Annotated in this window: 15 protein-coding genes and 1 tRNA gene; 9 read left to right on the top strand and 7 right to left on the bottom strand. The window is 66.7% G+C overall.

The features are described from left to right. Positions 1 to 23 precede the first annotated feature (23 nt). The 3 genes from GGR25_RS23960 to GGR25_RS23950 all read right to left on the bottom strand — a co-directional run bounded on the left by GGR25_RS23960 (position 24) and on the right by GGR25_RS23950 (position 4,102). A complete protein-coding gene (locus GGR25_RS23960; protein WP_183401430.1) occupies positions 24 to 1,076 on the bottom strand; it encodes a sugar ABC transporter substrate-binding protein in 1,053 nt (350 codons plus the stop codon). 192 nt (positions 1,077 to 1,268) lie between these two features. Next, on the bottom strand, positions 1,269 to 3,032 hold the full coding sequence (locus GGR25_RS23955; protein WP_183401429.1) for an ABC transporter substrate-binding protein: 1,764 nt from the start codon (positions 3,030 to 3,032) through the stop codon (positions 1,269 to 1,271). A gap of 485 nt (positions 3,033 to 3,517) precedes the next feature. After that, complete coding sequence (locus GGR25_RS23950; protein ID WP_183401428.1) at positions 3,518 to 4,102, bottom strand: TetR/AcrR family transcriptional regulator; 585 nt, start codon at positions 4,100 to 4,102, stop codon at positions 3,518 to 3,520. A gap of 77 nt (positions 4,103 to 4,179) precedes the next feature. Here GGR25_RS23950 and GGR25_RS23945 point away from each other — a divergent pair, with 77 nt between their 5' ends. Further along, positions 4,180 to 5,211: an SDR family oxidoreductase gene (locus tag GGR25_RS23945; protein ID WP_183401427.1), complete on the top strand. Its 1,032-nt coding sequence runs from the start codon at positions 4,180 to 4,182 to the stop codon at positions 5,209 to 5,211. 232 nt (positions 5,212 to 5,443) lie between these two features. Here the strand turns inward: GGR25_RS23945 and GGR25_RS23940 are convergent. Together GGR25_RS23940 and GGR25_RS23935 are read right to left on the bottom strand one after the other, a co-directional pair. After that, positions 5,444 to 5,520 (bottom strand) — tRNA-Arg (locus GGR25_RS23940). Between the two features lie 448 nt (positions 5,521 to 5,968). Then, complete coding sequence (locus GGR25_RS23935; protein WP_343068161.1) at positions 5,969 to 7,429, bottom strand: sensor histidine kinase; 1,461 nt, start codon at positions 7,427 to 7,429, stop codon at positions 5,969 to 5,971. Between the two features lie 360 nt (positions 7,430 to 7,789). Here GGR25_RS23935 and rpmH point away from each other — a divergent pair, with 360 nt between their 5' ends. From rpmH to yihA, 4 genes are read left to right on the top strand one after another with little or no spacing between them, the layout of a single operon-like run. Continuing rightward, a complete protein-coding gene (gene rpmH / locus GGR25_RS23930) occupies positions 7,790 to 7,924 on the top strand; it encodes a 50S ribosomal protein L34 (protein ID WP_183401426.1) in 135 nt (44 codons plus the stop codon). Positions 7,925 to 7,967: 43 nt separating this feature from the next. Further along, positions 7,968 to 8,414, top strand: coding sequence for a ribonuclease P protein component (rnpA, locus tag GGR25_RS23925; RefSeq protein ID WP_246410302.1), 447 nt, complete (start codon positions 7,968 to 7,970; stop codon positions 8,412 to 8,414). Further along, the gene (gene yidC / locus GGR25_RS23920) at positions 8,404 to 10,548 is read left to right on the top strand and encodes a membrane protein insertase YidC (RefSeq protein WP_210300099.1); all 2,145 of its coding nucleotides are present in this window, start codon (positions 8,404 to 8,406) and stop codon (positions 10,546 to 10,548) included. The genes rnpA and yidC overlap by 11 nt, the downstream gene beginning before the upstream one ends. Before the next feature lie 24 nt (positions 10,549 to 10,572). Beyond that, positions 10,573 to 11,214, top strand: coding sequence for a ribosome biogenesis GTP-binding protein YihA/YsxC (gene yihA / locus GGR25_RS23915; protein ID WP_183401425.1), 642 nt, complete (start codon positions 10,573 to 10,575; stop codon positions 11,212 to 11,214). A gap of 63 nt (positions 11,215 to 11,277) precedes the next feature. Here yihA and GGR25_RS23910 read toward each other — a convergent pair whose 3' ends face one another. Together GGR25_RS23910 and GGR25_RS23905 are read right to left on the bottom strand one after the other, a co-directional pair. Next, positions 11,278 to 11,643 carry a hypothetical protein gene (locus GGR25_RS23910; protein ID WP_183401424.1) on the bottom strand — a complete coding sequence of 122 codons (366 nt, stop codon included), beginning with the start codon at positions 11,641 to 11,643 and terminating at the stop codon, positions 11,278 to 11,280. Positions 11,644 to 11,653: 10 nt separating this feature from the next. Then, entirely contained in the window at positions 11,654 to 12,250 is a 597-nt protein-coding gene (locus GGR25_RS23905; protein ID WP_183401423.1) for a hypothetical protein, read from the bottom strand. 272 nt (positions 12,251 to 12,522) lie between these two features. Here GGR25_RS23905 and argB point away from each other — a divergent pair, with 272 nt between their 5' ends. From argB to GGR25_RS23885, 4 genes are all read left to right on the top strand, one after another. Next, complete coding sequence (gene argB / locus GGR25_RS23900) at positions 12,523 to 13,428, top strand: acetylglutamate kinase (protein ID WP_211200363.1); 906 nt, start codon at positions 12,523 to 12,525, stop codon at positions 13,426 to 13,428. Positions 13,429 to 13,438: 10 nt separating this feature from the next. After that, positions 13,439 to 14,176, top strand: a complete 738-nt coding sequence (locus GGR25_RS23895; protein WP_183401422.1) for a pyrimidine 5'-nucleotidase — start codon at positions 13,439 to 13,441, stop codon at positions 14,174 to 14,176. Between the two features lie 212 nt (positions 14,177 to 14,388). Further along, positions 14,389 to 15,951: a hypothetical protein gene (locus GGR25_RS23890; RefSeq protein WP_183401421.1), complete on the top strand. Its 1,563-nt coding sequence runs from the start codon at positions 14,389 to 14,391 to the stop codon at positions 15,949 to 15,951. Positions 15,952 to 16,056: 105 nt separating this feature from the next. After that, positions 16,057 to 16,442, top strand: a 386-nt coding sequence (locus tag GGR25_RS23885) for a glycosyltransferase (protein WP_183401420.1), incomplete at its 3' end; no start/stop codon positions are given.

Genomic DNA, 16,442 nt, shown 5'->3' with positions numbered 1-16,442 from the left:
CGGGCTCGCCCTCGGCGCTGCGATCAGAACTCGGACTTGCTGGTCGCCAGATTGTCCTTCGTGACCTCGGCGGTCTCGAGCGGGGTGAAGCGCGGCACGTCCTCGCCCTTCCAGGCCTTCGCCAGCGCCTCGACGCCCTTGTACATCTCGGTATAGGGGGTGAGCATGCGCGTGGCGGTGATCTGGTCCGCCTTCAGCGCTTCGAACGCCCAGCCATTGCCGCCGTAATCATAGATCTTGAGCTTGCCGCCCATGCCGGCCTGCTTGACCGCCGCGATGGCGCCGCGCGTCATGTCCGAATAGTTGGAAACGAGGATCGTCAGATCCGGATTGGCCTGCAGTAGCGGCAGGATCTTCTGGTTGCCCTGCAGCACCGAATAGTCGGTGCGGGCGACGCCGACGATCTCGAACTCGGGGAACTGCTTCTTCACGTCCTCGATGGCGAGATCGGTGTTGATCGTGTTGGCGTTGAGGTCGGGACCGGTGATCACGGCGACCTTCTGCTTGCCGGGATTGGTCTTGGCGATATCCAGGATCCAGTCACGGAACGCGGCGCGGCCTTGCGAACCGCCGATAAAGGTCAGCGTACCCGATGTCCAAAGCGCCTCGCCCTCCTCCGAGGCCTTGCCACAGAGCGGTCCGTTCGCGACGGCGACGAGCACGTTCTTCTCCATCGCATCCTTGGAGAGGATCGCGCAGGCCTGATTGCCGTCGTTCATCTCCGCGAGGATGGCGTTGTACTGGCCGCCGGTGATCGCGTTCTGCGCCTGGTTGAACTGTGTCGCCGGGTCCCAGTTGGCGTCGAACACATCGACCGTGACGCCATATTTCTCGGCCGCGTCCTTCGCGCCCTTGATGCCGGCCTGGAGATAGAGGTTGTTGGTCGCCGCGCTCAGGAAGGCGATCTTGAGCGGCGCGCAGCCGCCCTGCACACTCTTCCCCTCGCCGAGGTCGATCGCATGCGGCTTGCAGTCCTCCGCAGCGGCCGGGGCCGCGCCGGCGAGCAGCGAGGCGGCGAGCGCGGCACCGAACAGGGCGGGTGCGGCGAGGCGGGGCTTGAAGATCAGGTCCATCATTCTCTCCTCGGCGCGGGAGCGCCCTCATCGACGGGAAGCTCAACGGGCGATCCGGCATGCGACCCGGCGCCGCCGCTCGGAAGCGGGACGGAGGAACGCCGGTCCGGATCGTTCGGGGTCGATGTTAGGGAGACGGTCTCGACGGCAGCAATAAGTAAAGGTGCGTACGAAATGGACGTGCCGTAAATCTGATCAGACGGCCGTTTCGAACCATGGCGGATCGGCGAGCGGGGTATCGCCATAGGGGAGCGGCGCGAGAATGCGCTGCCGTCCGCCCTGGATCTGGAAGACGAGATGCGCCTGGCTGATCGAGGGATCCTGCGTATTGTCCGGGAAGGCGAGCCCGACCTGGCCCGAAGTGCCGAAATAATACGCTCCGTTGACGCCGCGATGCACGATGGATCGCAGATCGGCGGCGACGCGGCCGAAGGCGCGGGAATTGCCGACGCGGGCCCAGGAATTCGCCAGCATGTTCACGCGGTCATAGGCGATCGAAGCATGCGACCGGCCCGGATTGGCGCCGAAATTCGCACGGTAGCGCTCCACGAAACTGCGGCCGATACCGTCGCCGTAGAGCCCGGTCGTCGTGGCCCAGACGACCCCTTCCGCATCCGCACCGAGCTCGCGGCGGAAGGACGGGATCGACGGCGCGTAGAGCATATAGACGAAGGACCGCAGCGGATCGGCCAGGAAGGCGCGCTGGAAGGCGATGCTCTCCTCGGGGAAATAATAGGCCAGCATGATCACCGCGGGATCGCGGTCGTGCAGTCGCCGCACGACGGCCGGCCAGTCGATGTTCTTGAGCGGGAGATCGTTGACGAGTTCCACCGTCCAGCCGGCCTCGCCGAGGATGCGCTCCATCGCCACCACGCCGACATCCATGCCCGGCCAGTTCGGCTGCAGCACGACCACGCGCCGATTGCGGAAGCGGCCCGGAGCCCGCATTTCCGTCTCGATCAGATAGCGCGCCATGCCCGGCCCGTAGTGGATGTCGCTCGGGCAGACCTGGAAGATATTGCCGAGTCGGACGGGATCGCGCCGCACCCGCTCGACGACGCTCTCCATCGTCGTGGCATGCAGATAGGGGCAGCCATACTCGGCCAGCATGTCCTGCACGGCGATCTCGGCGCAGGAATAGCCCGCCGCCACCGCATCGACTTCCGCCTCGATCAGGGACCGATGCGCCGCGACGACCGATTGCGGATCCGAGACGTCGCAATCTTGCGTGATGAGTTGCAGCTCGCGCCCGCCGATGCCGCCGCGTCCGTTGATCTCGCGGATGGCGAGCTCCGCGCCCTTCAGCATCTCCTGCGCATCGTCGGCGGCCATGCCGCTCAGCGACAAGGGCGCGCCGAGCAGGATCGGCCGGCGGACGCTGGCCGACTGATACTGGAGCGGGCGCGACGCGTGGTCGTGGGCGAGGCCACGCGCGGCCCGTTCGACCTTCCCGATCTGGAGCGGCAGCAGCTCGGTTCCGCCTGGCGCCGGCAGGCGCAGCAGCCCGAGATCGACCGCCATCCCCGCGGCGCCGGCGCGCGTCCAGTTGCCCGTCTTGGCGAAGACGTTCTCGACATGCTTGGTGATAGTGCGCAGGCTCGCGGCAAGGCGCGTCGCGATATCGGGATTGCCGAGCCCGACGGCGAGGAGCGTGAGCACGTCCAGTTCGCGCACCGTCAGGCCGAAGGGCGGTTCGATGGGCTCGACGGTGACCAGCGCTTGCAGCCCGCTCGCCTGCCCGTCCCCCGCTTCGATGCGGACCTCGTACCAGTCCCGCGCCTCGATCCACACGAAGCGGATCATCGCGCACCGGGCTTCGAGACAGCCCCGTGCATAAGCCACGAGCTCCGGGCGGGCGCCGACGAAGCGCACGCCGCGGGAGCTGTCGACCTCCTCCAGCCGCCCGTCCCGATCGACCAGCACCCGGCCGCCGGGACGCCGGCTCGCCGTCGCCGACAAGCCCGCCGGCCCGCGCCCGGAGCGGCGCGCAGACTTCAGGGAGTGCTTCGGAGACGGGGCCGGCTGAAGCTGGGCGATTGTCGGCCTCAGGGCTGCGGGGTGAGCGGGAAGCCGACGATGGCGAAACCCTGCCCCGTTCGTCAAGCACGCACCCCGCGCCATAGCGGGGAAAGCAACCATCGCTCTGGCAGACGGCCGGGCCTGCGGATCGACGGCGCAATGCACGACGCCGAAAAGACCATCAATCAGGGCCGGCCGCGCACCAATGCCATGGATTGTCTAGAATGAAATGGATGGCGCGCCACAGAGGATGAACCCGGGCACCGCTATGTCACTGCAGGTGCTTTATGATTTCTGGGTGGCGATGCTGTCTTGCCAGCCCTGGTGGGTCGATGATCGAGACCTACGTGTTTCTCTTGCGATGTAAGCAGGACGTATTGATCAGCCGCACCGCCGGCGGGTGTCGCGCAGATGTCTGCGTCCGATCAGACTTCCTTCACGAGGCGCTCGAATAGCGGGGTGAGCAGGTTCTCCAGAACCTTGGGATCGGAATCAGCCAAGGCGCTAAGACCGATCGCCTGCCGCATCATCTGAAAGCCGGCGACAAGAGAAAGGATCAGGGCGGCGCGCTGCTCGACGTTCTCCCCTTCCAGCATGGCCGCAACCGTCTTTTGAGGGGCGCACTCGATAACGTCGCGACCGATCTGCGCAGCGCGGACGCTCGATGCAGAGTTCAACAATATCAGAAAGCCGTCGAGCGGTTTGGCGCCGGGCTCGGTAATCTGCACCAGGGCCTGTGCTATCGCTGCGCCTGGATGTTCGTCCTTCAAGACGCCTTCCGTGGCGATGATGGGTGCGGAGTTGGCCGCCGCGATGGCCTCGGCAAAGAGCTGTTCCTTGCCGCCAAAATAGCGGCGCACCAGCATCGCGGTGACGCCAGCCCCGGCGGCAATTTCCCGCAGGCCGGCACCATCATATCCCGAGCGGGCGAAGACCTCGCGGGCCGAGGCCAGGATTGCCGCCCGTGTGGCGGCGGCGTCGCGTTTTCGTGATCGGGTCTCACTTGTCATTTTATAACTCTACGATCGTAGACTTGTCCGTTCGATCTGAGTATACACTCGTAGACTTCTATCGCAACGGAGCGCAGATGAGCCAGACGGTTGTGGTGACAGGTGGAACGGGGTTCATAGCCCAGTATTGCATCTTGGCGCTGCTGGACGCCGGCTATCGCGTACGGAGCACCGTCCGCTCGCTGGCGCGGGAAGCGGAAGTGCGTGGTCATCTCAAGGTGGCCGGCGCGGAACCGGGCGATCGGCTCTCATTCGTCGTCGCCGATCTCACGGCCGACGCCGGCTGGGCGGAAGCGACCGCCGGATGCGCCTATGTGATCCACGGGGCCTCGCCGACCCCGACAGGCGATCAGACGCGCGAAGATGAGTGGATCAGGCCAGCGGTGGATGGCAATCTGCGGGTGCTTCGCGCGGCTCGCGGTGCCGGCGTCAAACGCGTGGTGCTGACATCGGCCTTCGGCGCGATCTGCGCCGGGCACGGGCCAATGAATCGGCCCTTCAACGAGACCGACTGGAGCGACCTGACGGCCAAGAATATCTGGCCCTATCAGAAATCCAAGACCTTGGCAGAGCGGGCCGCCTGGGACTTCATTGCCCATGAAGGACGGGGCCTGGAACTCTCTGCTGTCAATCCGGTCACAGTGCTGGGGCCGGTGCTTGGCGCCGACTACTCGCATTCCATTCGCCTGATCAAGAACATCATGGATGGACAGCCGGGAAACCCGAAAATCAATTCGGGCTTTGTCGACGTGCGGGATGTGGCAGACCTGCATTTGCGCGCCATGACCCAGGCGGCAGCCAAGGGCGAGCGGTTCCTTGCCATTGCCGGTGAAAGCATGTGGCTGGCCGATGTGGCCAAGGTACTGAAGGAACGTATGGGACCGGCAGGCAGCAAGATATCCACCCGGGCCCTGCCCAACGCGGTCGTGCGTCTGGGCGCGCTCAAGGACCCGGCGTTGCGAGGCGCCGTGCCGCTGTTGGGCCTCAATCTGAATGCCACCAGCGAAAAGGCCATGCGCCTGCTTGGCTGGACGGCGCGGCCGCGCGAAGAGGCCATTGTCGCCACCGCTGAAAGCCTGATCCGGTTGGGGCTGCTGGCGGACAGCTGACCGCCACGTCGCCCAAGCACGCCCTGCTCGGAAGACGCGGCCACTATCTGCGTACTGCCAGCGTCCGTTGCTGCTTCATTGAGGTTCCGAGGTCAGGCAGGCGGAAGGACCTCCACCAGAATCGCGCGCTGACTAAACCGACGGGACCGCATTAACGCGCGCAATTGCAAACGTCCAAGCATGCCTGCGTTCGAGCAGGAATGTAACGCAGTTCGGATCTTGTCCCGTGAAATGGCGCGCCCGAAGAGATTCGAACTCCTGACCCCCAGATTCGTAGTCTGGTGCTCTATCCAGCTGAGCTACGGGCGCCTGCCGTTTCGTCGACCGGTTCGCGGCGGGGCCGCTTGCGGTCTTCGCTGGTCACCCGCTCGGGCGACGGCGGCGTATAGCTATCCGCTCGCTTTCCCGATTGCAAGCGCGGAAATGCCCTTCGCCGTCGCAGTGGATAACCCCGGCGCCGGGCGGCATCGGAGCGCTGGCTGCCGGGAGGATCGCGGCCTCCTTTGCAAGGCGCGGAGCACGGATCGTCGCCAAGGACCTGAAATGCGGCGAGGCTGGTCAGGCGAGCACGGCATCCGTTCGGCGTCCTCTGAGCCCAACCCGTGGCGAGCTCCCTCGCATCCCCGGCCGTGCGATTGTCTGTCGGTGGAAGCGTCATCGGACGAGGCGCGCTTCGTCGGACCGGCTTCCGCCCGGCCCCGCCCTCTCCCGCCACGGGGATCGACCCGCGCCCCGCGACCTTCCGCCTCTCCGCGCCTCAGCCGGACTGGACCCGCGAACGCTGGGCGCGGTCGAAAGCGACGGGGCGATCGGGAATCACCAGTTCGAACACGGCGCCCGGCCCGTCCTCGACCAGGGCGATCTGGCCGCCATGAGCGCGCACGATCTCCGCGGCGATGGCGAGGCCGAGGCCGGTGCCGCCCGGCCGCACGCCGCCCTGGAACGCCTGGAAGAGGCTCGCCTTCGCCTTTTCCGGCACGCCCGGGCCGGTGTCGCGCACGCGCACCACCGCGACGCTGCCCTGCCGCTCCGCCTCGATGGTCAGGCGGCGGATCACGGCCGGGTCGTCGTCGCCTTCCATCGCCTGCATGGCGTTGCGGGCGAGATTGAGCAGCACGCGATAGAGCTGGTCGGGATCGGAATCGATCTCGAAGCCGCCCGGCACCTCGATGACGCAGGCGATCGTTGCATGATTGTCGAGGCCGAGCACCTCGATGACGTCGCGCGCCACGCGGGTGAGCGCGACCAGCCGGCGCGCCGGCTCGCGCTCGCGCGCCCGGCCATAGGCGAGCGTCGTCTGACAATAATCGATCGCCCGGCCGAGCGTCGCGATCAGCTTGGGCGCGAATCGCTGCACCGCCGGGTCGGGCAGCGCGGCGATGCGGTCGGAGAAGAGCTGCGCGGCCGCCAGCATGTTGCGGAGGTCGTGATTGACCTTGGACACGGCGAGGCCGAGATCGGCGAGATGGCGCTTTTCGGCCAGCATGTCCGAGAGCTGGCGCTGCATGGCGGAAAGCTCGTGCTCGGCAACGCCGATCTCGTCGGCGCGGCCGCTCGGCGCCACAATCCGGCTCTTGTCCTCCGGATCCTCCGAGAATCGCACCATGGCGGCGGAGAGCGAACGCATGGGCCGCACGAACAGCCGCTGCAGCGCGATATAGATCGGCACGGCGGCGAGCAGCGAGATCGCGGCGGAGAGCACCAGGATGCTGCCGGCGAAACGCAGCAGCGCGGCGCGCAGCGGCCGATCGCTGATGACGAGTTCGAGGCTCTGCCCGTCATGCGGCGGTCCGAGCACGCGCAGCGTGCGCGGTTCGAAGGCGGTGAGCGTGCGGAATGCCGCGGCGATCGAGCTCAGCGTGTCGGACTGCGCGAGATCCACCGTGTCGTCGACGGCGGAGGGCATGTCCGAAGCGGCGAGCAGGCGAGTCGCCGGGCCCGTATGCAGCACGATTGCGGTCGCGCCGACATAGCGCAGCAATTCGTCCTGAGTCGCGCGCGATACGTCGCGCCATGCCTCCGAATCGAGCAGGACGCTCGCCGCCTGCGCCGTCGTCAGCCGGTCCTCGAGAAAGCGGAGGCGGAAGGTGGCGAGCGAGGGAATGAAGCCGGCGACGCCGGTCGCCATGACGAAGAGAATCGTCAGCATGATCAGCTTCACGGACAGGCTGGGGCCGATGCGCCGCGCCTCGCGCGCCGCATTGCGGGGCGCCGACACGCCCGCTTCCGCCTTTTCGTCCGCGCTCAAAGGCTCGCCCCGTGGCTTGGAACCTGTCTTCTATATCGTGCCGGGCCGGCCGATCGTCAAATCCTGGGGGATTTTCGCCCTCCGAGGCGGCCGATCCGCCCTGCCCTGCGTCGGCAGGTCGCGCAATACGGGGCGGTTGACGAGGATGCCGCGTTGACGCCGCGTTGACTTGGCGGGGGCCAGTTCGTATAAGCCGGCCCGACGAGAGCACGCTTTGCGCATGCCGGGTCCTTTGCATGCGTTGGCATGGCCGGATCCGCGCCTGGGCTCGCTCCTCCGAACGTTGACAACACCAAGAAGATCGAGGGCCGCCCCGGGCGGTGACGACCCATGAAGCGTACTTACCAGCCGAGCAAGCTCGTTCGCACCCGCCGCCACGGTTTCCGCGCCCGCATGGCGACGGTCGGCGGCCGCAAGGTGATCAAGGCCCGCCGCGCGCAGGGCCGCAAGCGGCTTTCGGCCTGACCCCATCCGGAACAGGGCCGGCCAGCGCCTGGAAGGGCTCGCCATGGATCGGATCGAGACCATGGAACGCTTGAAGAGGCGCACGGAGTTTCTGACTGTCGCCGGAGGGACGAAAGCCCCCCGGCACGGCTTTGTGCTGCAGCGCGGCCGGACCAAAGGTCCCGGCGTTGCGCGATTCGGCTTTACCGTGACGAAGAAGACCGGCAACTCGCCCGAGCGGAACCGCATCCGCCGGCGGCTGCGCGAAGTGGTGCGGCTCGCCGCGCCCGATCACGCCGAGCCCGGTTTCGACTATGTGCTGATCGGACGGCGCGCTGCGCTGACGACGCCCTTTCCCTCCCTGATCGGCGACCTTATCTCCGGCCTCGACGCGCTGCGCTCGGGAACGGAGCGCCGTGCGTCGTCCGCCCCGCGGGGCACGCCGCAATCCGCCCGCACCACCGCGGGACCGAGCGCCCCCACCCCGAGAGACGCGTCCGATGACCGATAATCGCAACCTGATCCTCGCCATCGCCCTGTCGATCGCGATCGTGTTCGGCTGGCAGTTCTTCGTAGCCGGCCCGCGGATGGAGAAGGCGAAGCAGGAACAGGCCGTCGCGACGCAGACGACGGCGCCCGGCACGGCGGCTCCCGCCGCGGGCACCGCCGCCACCACGGCGGATGGCGCGGTCCCGGCGGCGACCAGCGGCGCGACACCGGCCCAGCCGGCGGCTGCCGCCTCGATGACCCGCGAGGCCGCGCTCGCCGCCACGCCGCGCGTGCCGATCAATACGCGCTCGGTCAGCGGCTCGATCAACCTGAAGGGCGGCCGTCTCGACGACCTGCGCCTCAACGACTATCGCGTCACCGTCGACCCCAACAGCCCGACGATCATCCTGCTTTCGCCCGCCGAGGCCCCGGACGGCTATTTCGCCGAGCCGGGCTGGATCGCGCCCGCGGGCGTCTCGGTGCCCGGCCCCGATACGGTCTGGAGCGCGCCCGCCGGCGCGACGCTGACGCCGACGAACCCGGTCGAGCTCACCTGGGACAATGGCGCGGGTCTCACCTTCACCCGCACGTTCCAGATCGACCCGAGCTACATGTTCACCGTGCGCGACAAGGTGACGAACGCGTCGGGCCAGGCGGTGACGCTCTCGCCCTATGGCCGCGTGACGCGCCTCGGCGAGCCGGTCGTGGGTGGCTATTACATCCTGCATGAAGGCCTGATCGGCTGGATGGGCGACCATCACCTGCAGGAAGTCGCCTACAAGAAGCTGCGCGGCGAGCCGCCGCAGAGCTTCACGGGCGTTGTCGGCGGCTGGCTCGGCATCACCGACAAATATTGGGCGACCACGATCATTCCGCGCGGCGGCAAGCCGGTCGACGTCGAGTTCAAGCATGTCGATGGCGCGGTGCCGCTCTATCAGAGCGATTTCAAGGGCGAGGCGGTGACGCTGGCGCCCGGCGCCAGCACCGAGGCCGAGAACCTCGTCTTCGCCGGCGCCAAGCAGGTGTCGATCCTCGACGGCTATCGCGACGATCTGAAGATCGACCGCTTCGACCTGCTGATCGACTGGGGCTGGTTCTGGTTCTTCACCAAGCCGCTGTTCTACCTGATGGACTATTTCTACAAGTTCTTCGGGAATTTCGGCATCGCGATCCTGATGGTCACGGTGCTGGTCAAGGCCATCTTCTTCCCGCTCGCCAACAAGTCGTACAAGTCGATGAGCGCGATGAAGAAGGTGCAGCCCGAGATGGCGGCCATTCGCGAGCGCTTCCCCGACGACAAGGTGAAGCAGCAGCAGGAGCTGATGGCGCTCTACAAGCGCGAGAAGATCAATCCGCTCGCCGGCTGCTGGCCGGTGGCGATCCAGATTCCCGTGTTCTTCTCGCTCTACAAGGTGATCTTCATCACCATCGAGATGCGGCACGCGCCGTTCTTCGGCTGGATCCACGATCTTTCCGCGCCGGATCCGACCAGCGTGTTCACGCTGTTCGGCGCGATCCCGTGGACGCCGCCGCATCTGCTCATGATCGGCATCTGGCCGATCATCATGGGCATCACCATGTGGGTCCAGATGCGCCTCAACCCCGCCCCGGCGGATCCGGCGCAGCAGATGATCTTCAACTGGATGCCGGTGATCTTCACCTTCATGCTCGGCTCGTTCCCGGCCGGCCTGGTGATCTACTGGTCCTGGAACAATACGCTGTCGATCGCCCAGCAATATGTGATCATGCGGCGCCAGGGGGTCGATGTGAACCTCCTCGGCAACATCATGGACACGTTCCGCAAGAAGCCGAAACCGGCGGATGGCGCGGGCAACGACAACGCCAAGAACGGCAGCCCGAAGCCGGCCGCGGCGATCGCCAAGCCGGCTGCCAAGGCGGCGCCCAAGGCCGTCGAGCAGAAGGCCGAGCCCAAGGCAGCTGCGCCGCAGAAGACGGCCGCTCAGAAGCGCAGCGCCGCCAAGGCCGCCGCGGCCAAGGCTACGGCCGCCAATGACGCGGCCCCGAAGACGGCCGCCAATGACGTGGTGGCCACGAACGAAGAAGCCCCGAAGGCTGCGGAGACGCCCGCGCCTGCGAACGACGTGGCGCCCGGCGGGGATGATCCCTCCGGCTCGCCCTCGGACGCGAAGACCTGAGCGGCGACGGCCGCGAGACGAGCGATGCCCGAGATATCACCCGAGGAGCTCGACCGGATCGAAGCCGGCCGACTCTTCTTCGCCAAGGCCTGGAACTTCGTGCTGAGCGCCCCGACCATCGAGGCGCTGCCGCCGATCGGCGATGTCGAGATCGCCTTTGCCGGCCGCTCCAATGTCGGCAAATCGTCGCTCATCAACGCGCTGACGGGACGCAATGGCCTCGCGCGGACGTCGAACACGCCGGGCCGCACGCAGGAGCTGAACTTCTTCACCTCCGGCGACGGCATCTCCATCGTCGACATGCCCGGCTATGGCTATGCGGAAGCGCCGAAGAAGCTGGTCGAATCCTGGAACAAGCTGATCCGGGCCTATCTGCGTGGTCGCGTCAGCCTGCGCCGCGTCTATGTGCTGATCGATTCGCGCCACGGGCTGAAAGCCAATGATGCGGTGACGCTCGATCTGCTCGACGAGATGGCCGTCTCCTACCAGATCGTGCTGACCAAGGCCGACAAGCTGAAGACCGGCGAACTCGAGCGCGTCACGGACGAGACCGCCAAGAAGATCGCGCGCCGCCCGGCGGCCCACCCGGTCCTCCTCGCCACGTCATCCTCGACCGGCCTCGGCATGGACCTCCTGCGCGCCGAAATCGTCTCGCTGGCGGTGTAGCAAGCCGCCGACCGATCCGACGCAGCAGCCTTCGCGCGGGAATATCCGCGAAGCCGGCGCTCGCTAGAGCTTCGGCAAGGGCAGCGCACCCAGCCCCGCGCCGGTCAGCGCCTTGTCGATCGCGTCCCACAGGACTTTGACGACGGCATTCCAGACCTTCTCGACGGTGAGGATGGTCAGCGCCGCAACGTCGTGCGCGAGCGACTTCACGTCCTCCGCCAGATAGCCCAGCCATTTGTGCTGGAACTCGGGATCGTCCTTGAGGGCGCCCTTCACGACGCTTTCGGCGATCCAGGCGGCTTGCTGTGACAGCATCTTCCCCTGCGTTTCGACAAGGGACTGGATCGTCGACCAGCCGCCTTTCGCCTGAGTTCGAATGGCCTTGATCACCGCGTCGGTCGTCGCTTGGACGTCGAAGTCGATCGTCATGGTCTGTCTCCTAGCGATTGAGCGCTGCCTCGAACACCAGAACGCGGTTCATGTAGATCTCGTATCGGTTCTTGAAGCCGGCAACGAGATAGGCGGGCAGCCGGCCGCTCTTGTGGCTGTCCCGCATATCGGTAAGCAGCGCGACGATGACGCCCAGATTGTGCGGCGTCGGGTTCACGCACGCCGTCGGATCATCAGCGCAGATCTTCTTCAACGACCCCTGCGCGGCGAGGCGTACGCCCATCGGCGGCGCGCCGCGGGCATCCGCGGCGAGGCGAGCGGCGGAAAAACCGCCGATCAACGCGTCATAGGTCGCGCTGGAGGTCTTGAAATTGGCCGCCGTTCCGCCGCCAGAAACCTTCGCGAACAGCGTTTCCGCCTTCACGTTGAGCTCGGTCACCGTCTTGTAGAGATCCGCGTCGAAGGCCGGCGAAAGCTGGATCGTGCAGCCGGCGACCGCGACCAGCAGCAGGAGCGCCGTCAGCGCCGCGAAACGCGCCCGGATGAGTGCCGCCTGGCGGCTGGCGAAGTGGATCGCCGATCGGACGGGAGACTGGGGCTCTGCTTCGCGCCCGCCTCCCCCGGCTTTTGCCAAGCCGGTCGACAAGGCGTGATCCGAGATCGATTGGTGCCCGCGCATTGCATCCCCCCGCAACTGCAGCGTCTACCTGCGACAGGCACTATATCTTTACGTGTATAATTGTCTATCAACTACTTTTAGGTGCATAACGGCAGCGCTTCGACCTGCGGGACGGCGCAGTCGGTGCCATATTTCGAAGGATCCGCGCGGCGCCCGGCGGGCGGTCGTCATTGTTCCGCCATGCGATAATCGCTATAGAGCGCTGCCCAAGGGTGACCGCTCCATATCGAGACCGCTCCATGACCGAGACCGAAATCGAGGCCGGCACCGATCCGGTGCTCACCGCGCGCCTGATCGCCACCGCCCTCCCCTATATGCTGCGCTATGACGAGAAGACCGTCGTGGTGAAGTTCGGCGGCAATGCGATGGGCTCGGAGGAGCTGGGCAAGGCCTTCGCCGAGGATGTGACCCTGCTGAAGCTCGCCGGCATCAACCCGGTGGTCGTGCATGGCGGCGGTCCGCAGATCAACGCCATGCTCTCGCGCCTCGGCATCAAGTCCGAATGGGCCGCCGGCATGCGCATCACCGACAAGGCGACCGTCGAGGTCGTCGAGATGGTGCTCGCCGGCTCGATCAACAAGGAGATCGTGCAGACGATCACCGAGGCGGGCGGCCGCGCGATCGGCCTCACCGGCAAGGACGGCAACATGGTCACGGTCACGCGCCTGACGCGCAAGGTCGTGGACCCCGATTCGAACATCGAGAAGATCATCGACCTCGGCTTCGTCGGCGAGCCGAAGACCGTGCGCACCGAGGTGCTCGAGGTGCTGGCGAAATCCGAGATCATCCCCGTGCTGGCGCCGGTCTGCGCGGGCGAGGACGGCGAGACCTACAACGTCAACGCCGATACCTTCGCGGGCGCCATCGCCGGCGCGCTGCATGCCTCGCGCCTGCTCTTCCTCACCGACGTGCCCGGCGTGATGGATCGCGACAAGCAGATCATCAAGGAGCTGACCGTCGCCGAGGCCAAGGCGATGATCGCCGATGGCACGATCTCCGGCGGCATGATCCCCAAGGTCGAAACCTGCATCGAGGCGCTCGACCGCGGCGTCGAGGGCGTCGTCATCCTCGACGGCAAGACGCCGCATGCCGTGCTGCTCGAGCTCTTCACCGAGCACGGCGCCGGCACGCTGATCAAGCGCTGAGCGAGGCGGGATGAGCGCGCACACGCCCGAGACGATCGCCGACCGGCCGGATTTCTCCCGCTTTGCGGGCGTGCGCAACTGGATCTTCGATCTCGACAACACGCTCTACCCACGCCACACGAACCTGTTTGCGCAGGTCGACCGGCGCATCCGCGAATATGTCGAGCGGCTGCTGAGCCTGCCGTCCGAGGATGCCCAGCTGCTGCAGCGCGACTATTACCGCCGCTACGGCACGACTCTTCGCGGCCTCATCGTCGAGCATGGCATCACGCCCGACGATTTCCTCGAATATGTCCACGACATCGACCATTCGCCGGTGCAGCCCGACCCGCGCCTCGCGGCGGCGATCGAGCGCCTGCCCGGACGCCGCTTCATCCTGACCAACGGCTCGCGCACCCATGCCGAGAAGGTCATGGCCCGCCTCGGCCTGGGGCCGCAGTTCGAGGACATCTTCGACATCGTCCGCGCCGACCTGCTGCCGAAGCCACATCCGGATACCTATGCCCGCTTCGTCGCCGAGACCGGCATCGACCCGACGGTTTCGGCCATGTTCGAGGATCTCGCGCGCAATCTCGAAGTGCCGAAGGCGCTTGGCATGGCGACGGTGCTGATCGTCCCGAACGGTACCGAGGAAATCCTCGCCGAAGCCTGGGAAACCGAAGGCAGCGAAGGCGCCCATATCGACCATCTGACGGACGATCTCGGCGTGTTCCTGGAGGCGGTGCTGCGCGGTATTCCAACGGCCTGACGCCGGCCCCACCGACCATTGGCGGCGGATCACTGATCGGGATCACCTCGCCGATCGGGACGCACGCTGCCGCGGCCGGCCTCCGCGGCACGGGCTTGCGATCGCCCGGACGAACACATCGGCGCCACAATCGCTCAGCATAGCAGACACATCTGGGGCACAGATCCGACGTCGGCAACGGCGTCATTCCGACCTGCGCAAAGAGGCCGTCCGTGTCCCAGTGGTTCAGGCATGCCGCCCTGTCGGCTGCCGTTCTGATTCTCTGCTGCATCCTTGTGTTCTATTTTTACTGCGCCGAGGTCCGCCTCGACGGCGTGTTCAATTCCGACCTGCTGATCCTTCCGCAGATCAACTGGAGCATGGCGACCCGCGCCTGGGGCTGGTTCACGCAGCAGCAGGCACGCCTCATCGGCGTGTTTCCGGACCAGTTCGTCTATCACGGTCTTGCAGGGCTTGGACTGGACGTGCGGGCGGCCATTCCGCTGCAGATGGCGCTGACGCTCTTCGCCGAAATCCTGCTCGCCGCGCTCATCATCGCCCGCCTGGCGCCCGCCCGTTTTGCCCACCGCATGATCGCGTCGGCGGTTGTCTTCATCGGCGCACCCATAGCCCTGGCGTTCGTTGTGCCCTGGGCGCCCTATCGCGATCTCGCCATGCCGATGAACCATTCGGGCGCGTTCGTCCTGTCGCTCACGCTGGCGCTGCGCCTCGAAGCCCGCCCCCGCGACCCGTGGACCATCGGCCTCGTCCTTATCGGCTGCTTCTCCGATACGCTCTTCCTGCTGACGGGCGTCGTCCCGCTGGTCGTCGCCCGTGCGGCCGTCGACTTCCCGCCTTTGCCCAGGCCGCGCGCGGCGCTGAAGGCGCTGCCGGTACTCGTGGCGGCGATGATCGGCCTGCTGGCACAGAAGCTCGTCTTCCATGAGGGCAACGTCTCGGTTTCGCTGCCGGCGGTGCTACGGTCCTGGGGGACCTTCCTGCGCGATCTGGTCGCGGAGCCGCAGCTCGCCTTCTTCGTGGCGGTCGGGCCCGCAACGATGTTGCTCGTGCTGCGCGCGCTCCGGCGCATGCCTCGCGCAGACCGGCGCGGGCGGCTCATGCTGCTCTTCGCGCTCGGCTCGATGGCGATGTCGCTCGCCGCACTGATGAGTTTCTACGTCGACGTTCCGAGCTTGCGCTACGCCTGGCCGCTGATCGGCTGGCCGCTCGTCCTGCTCGCCTTCCTGCTGGCCGTCCGGATCGATGGCGGCGGACTCGTCTTTGCGGGGCTGGCCGGGGTGATCTCCGCCGTCATTCTGGTCGTGCAGACGGGACAGGCGCCCCCTGTCCTCGCCTGGCGCGCGCCGGATGAGCTCTGCGTCTCCAAGCTTGTCCAGGAGGAAGGTCTCGATGCCGGCCTGGCGGATTTCTGGCATGCGCGGCGGCTGGTCGTTTCCAGCGATTATGCGCTGAAGATCGAACAGATCACTGGAGAGGGCTCCGCCTATCTATGGGGCAACGATCCCTATTGGTTCTTCCATGATTGGCGCCGTCCCGACGGCACAGCGCACTACGACTACATCCTGACCGCCGGCCTCGACAGCGCCGCCATCCTCTCAGCATTCGGCAAGCCCGATCTGATCCGGCCGTGCCCGACAACCGACGTCTGGATCTGGCGGAACCGTGACCATGTCGGTCCGATCATGGCGGCACGCTCGCAGGACGCGATGGCGCATGTCCGGCCCCGTGAGAGCGGGACCATGCCGGCCGCTTCCGGACCCCTCCGGACACCCTGAGCGCGAGCCGACCACCAGCCGCGCGGCGCAGCACCCGCACCCGGATCGCTGCTGCGGACAGCCGTGGCACAGAAATATCCTCGAGCATTCTCCTGAAGGCCCTCAATGAACCAGCCGCTGATGGAAGTCCGTCCCGCCGATCTCGTGCCCGAGCTCAGCGTCGTCATCCCGACCTTCAACGAGTGCGGCAATGTCGCGCCGCTGGTCGAGCGCCTCGCGGCCGCGCTCGAGGGGCTTTCCTGGGAGGCAATCTTCGTCGATGACGATTCGCCCGATCGCACCATCGACGCCGTCCACGAGATCGGCGCCCGCGACGGCCGCGTGCGGGCCATCCTCCGCGTTGGCCGCCGCGGCCTCGCCGGCGCCTGCATCGAGGGCATGCTTTCGGCGCGCGCACCCGTCGTCGCCGTGATCGACGCCGATCTGCAGCATGACGAGAAGGCCCTGCCGTCCATGCTGGACGCGATCCGCGCCGGCGCCGACCTCGTCGT

The sequence above is a fragment of the Kaistia hirudinis genome (assembly GCF_014196455.1).
Lineage (GTDB): Bacteria > Pseudomonadota > Alphaproteobacteria > Rhizobiales > Kaistiaceae > Kaistia > Kaistia hirudinis.
The sequence above is the reverse complement of the archived record's forward strand: the minus strand, read 5'-3'. Positions and strand labels throughout refer to the sequence as shown.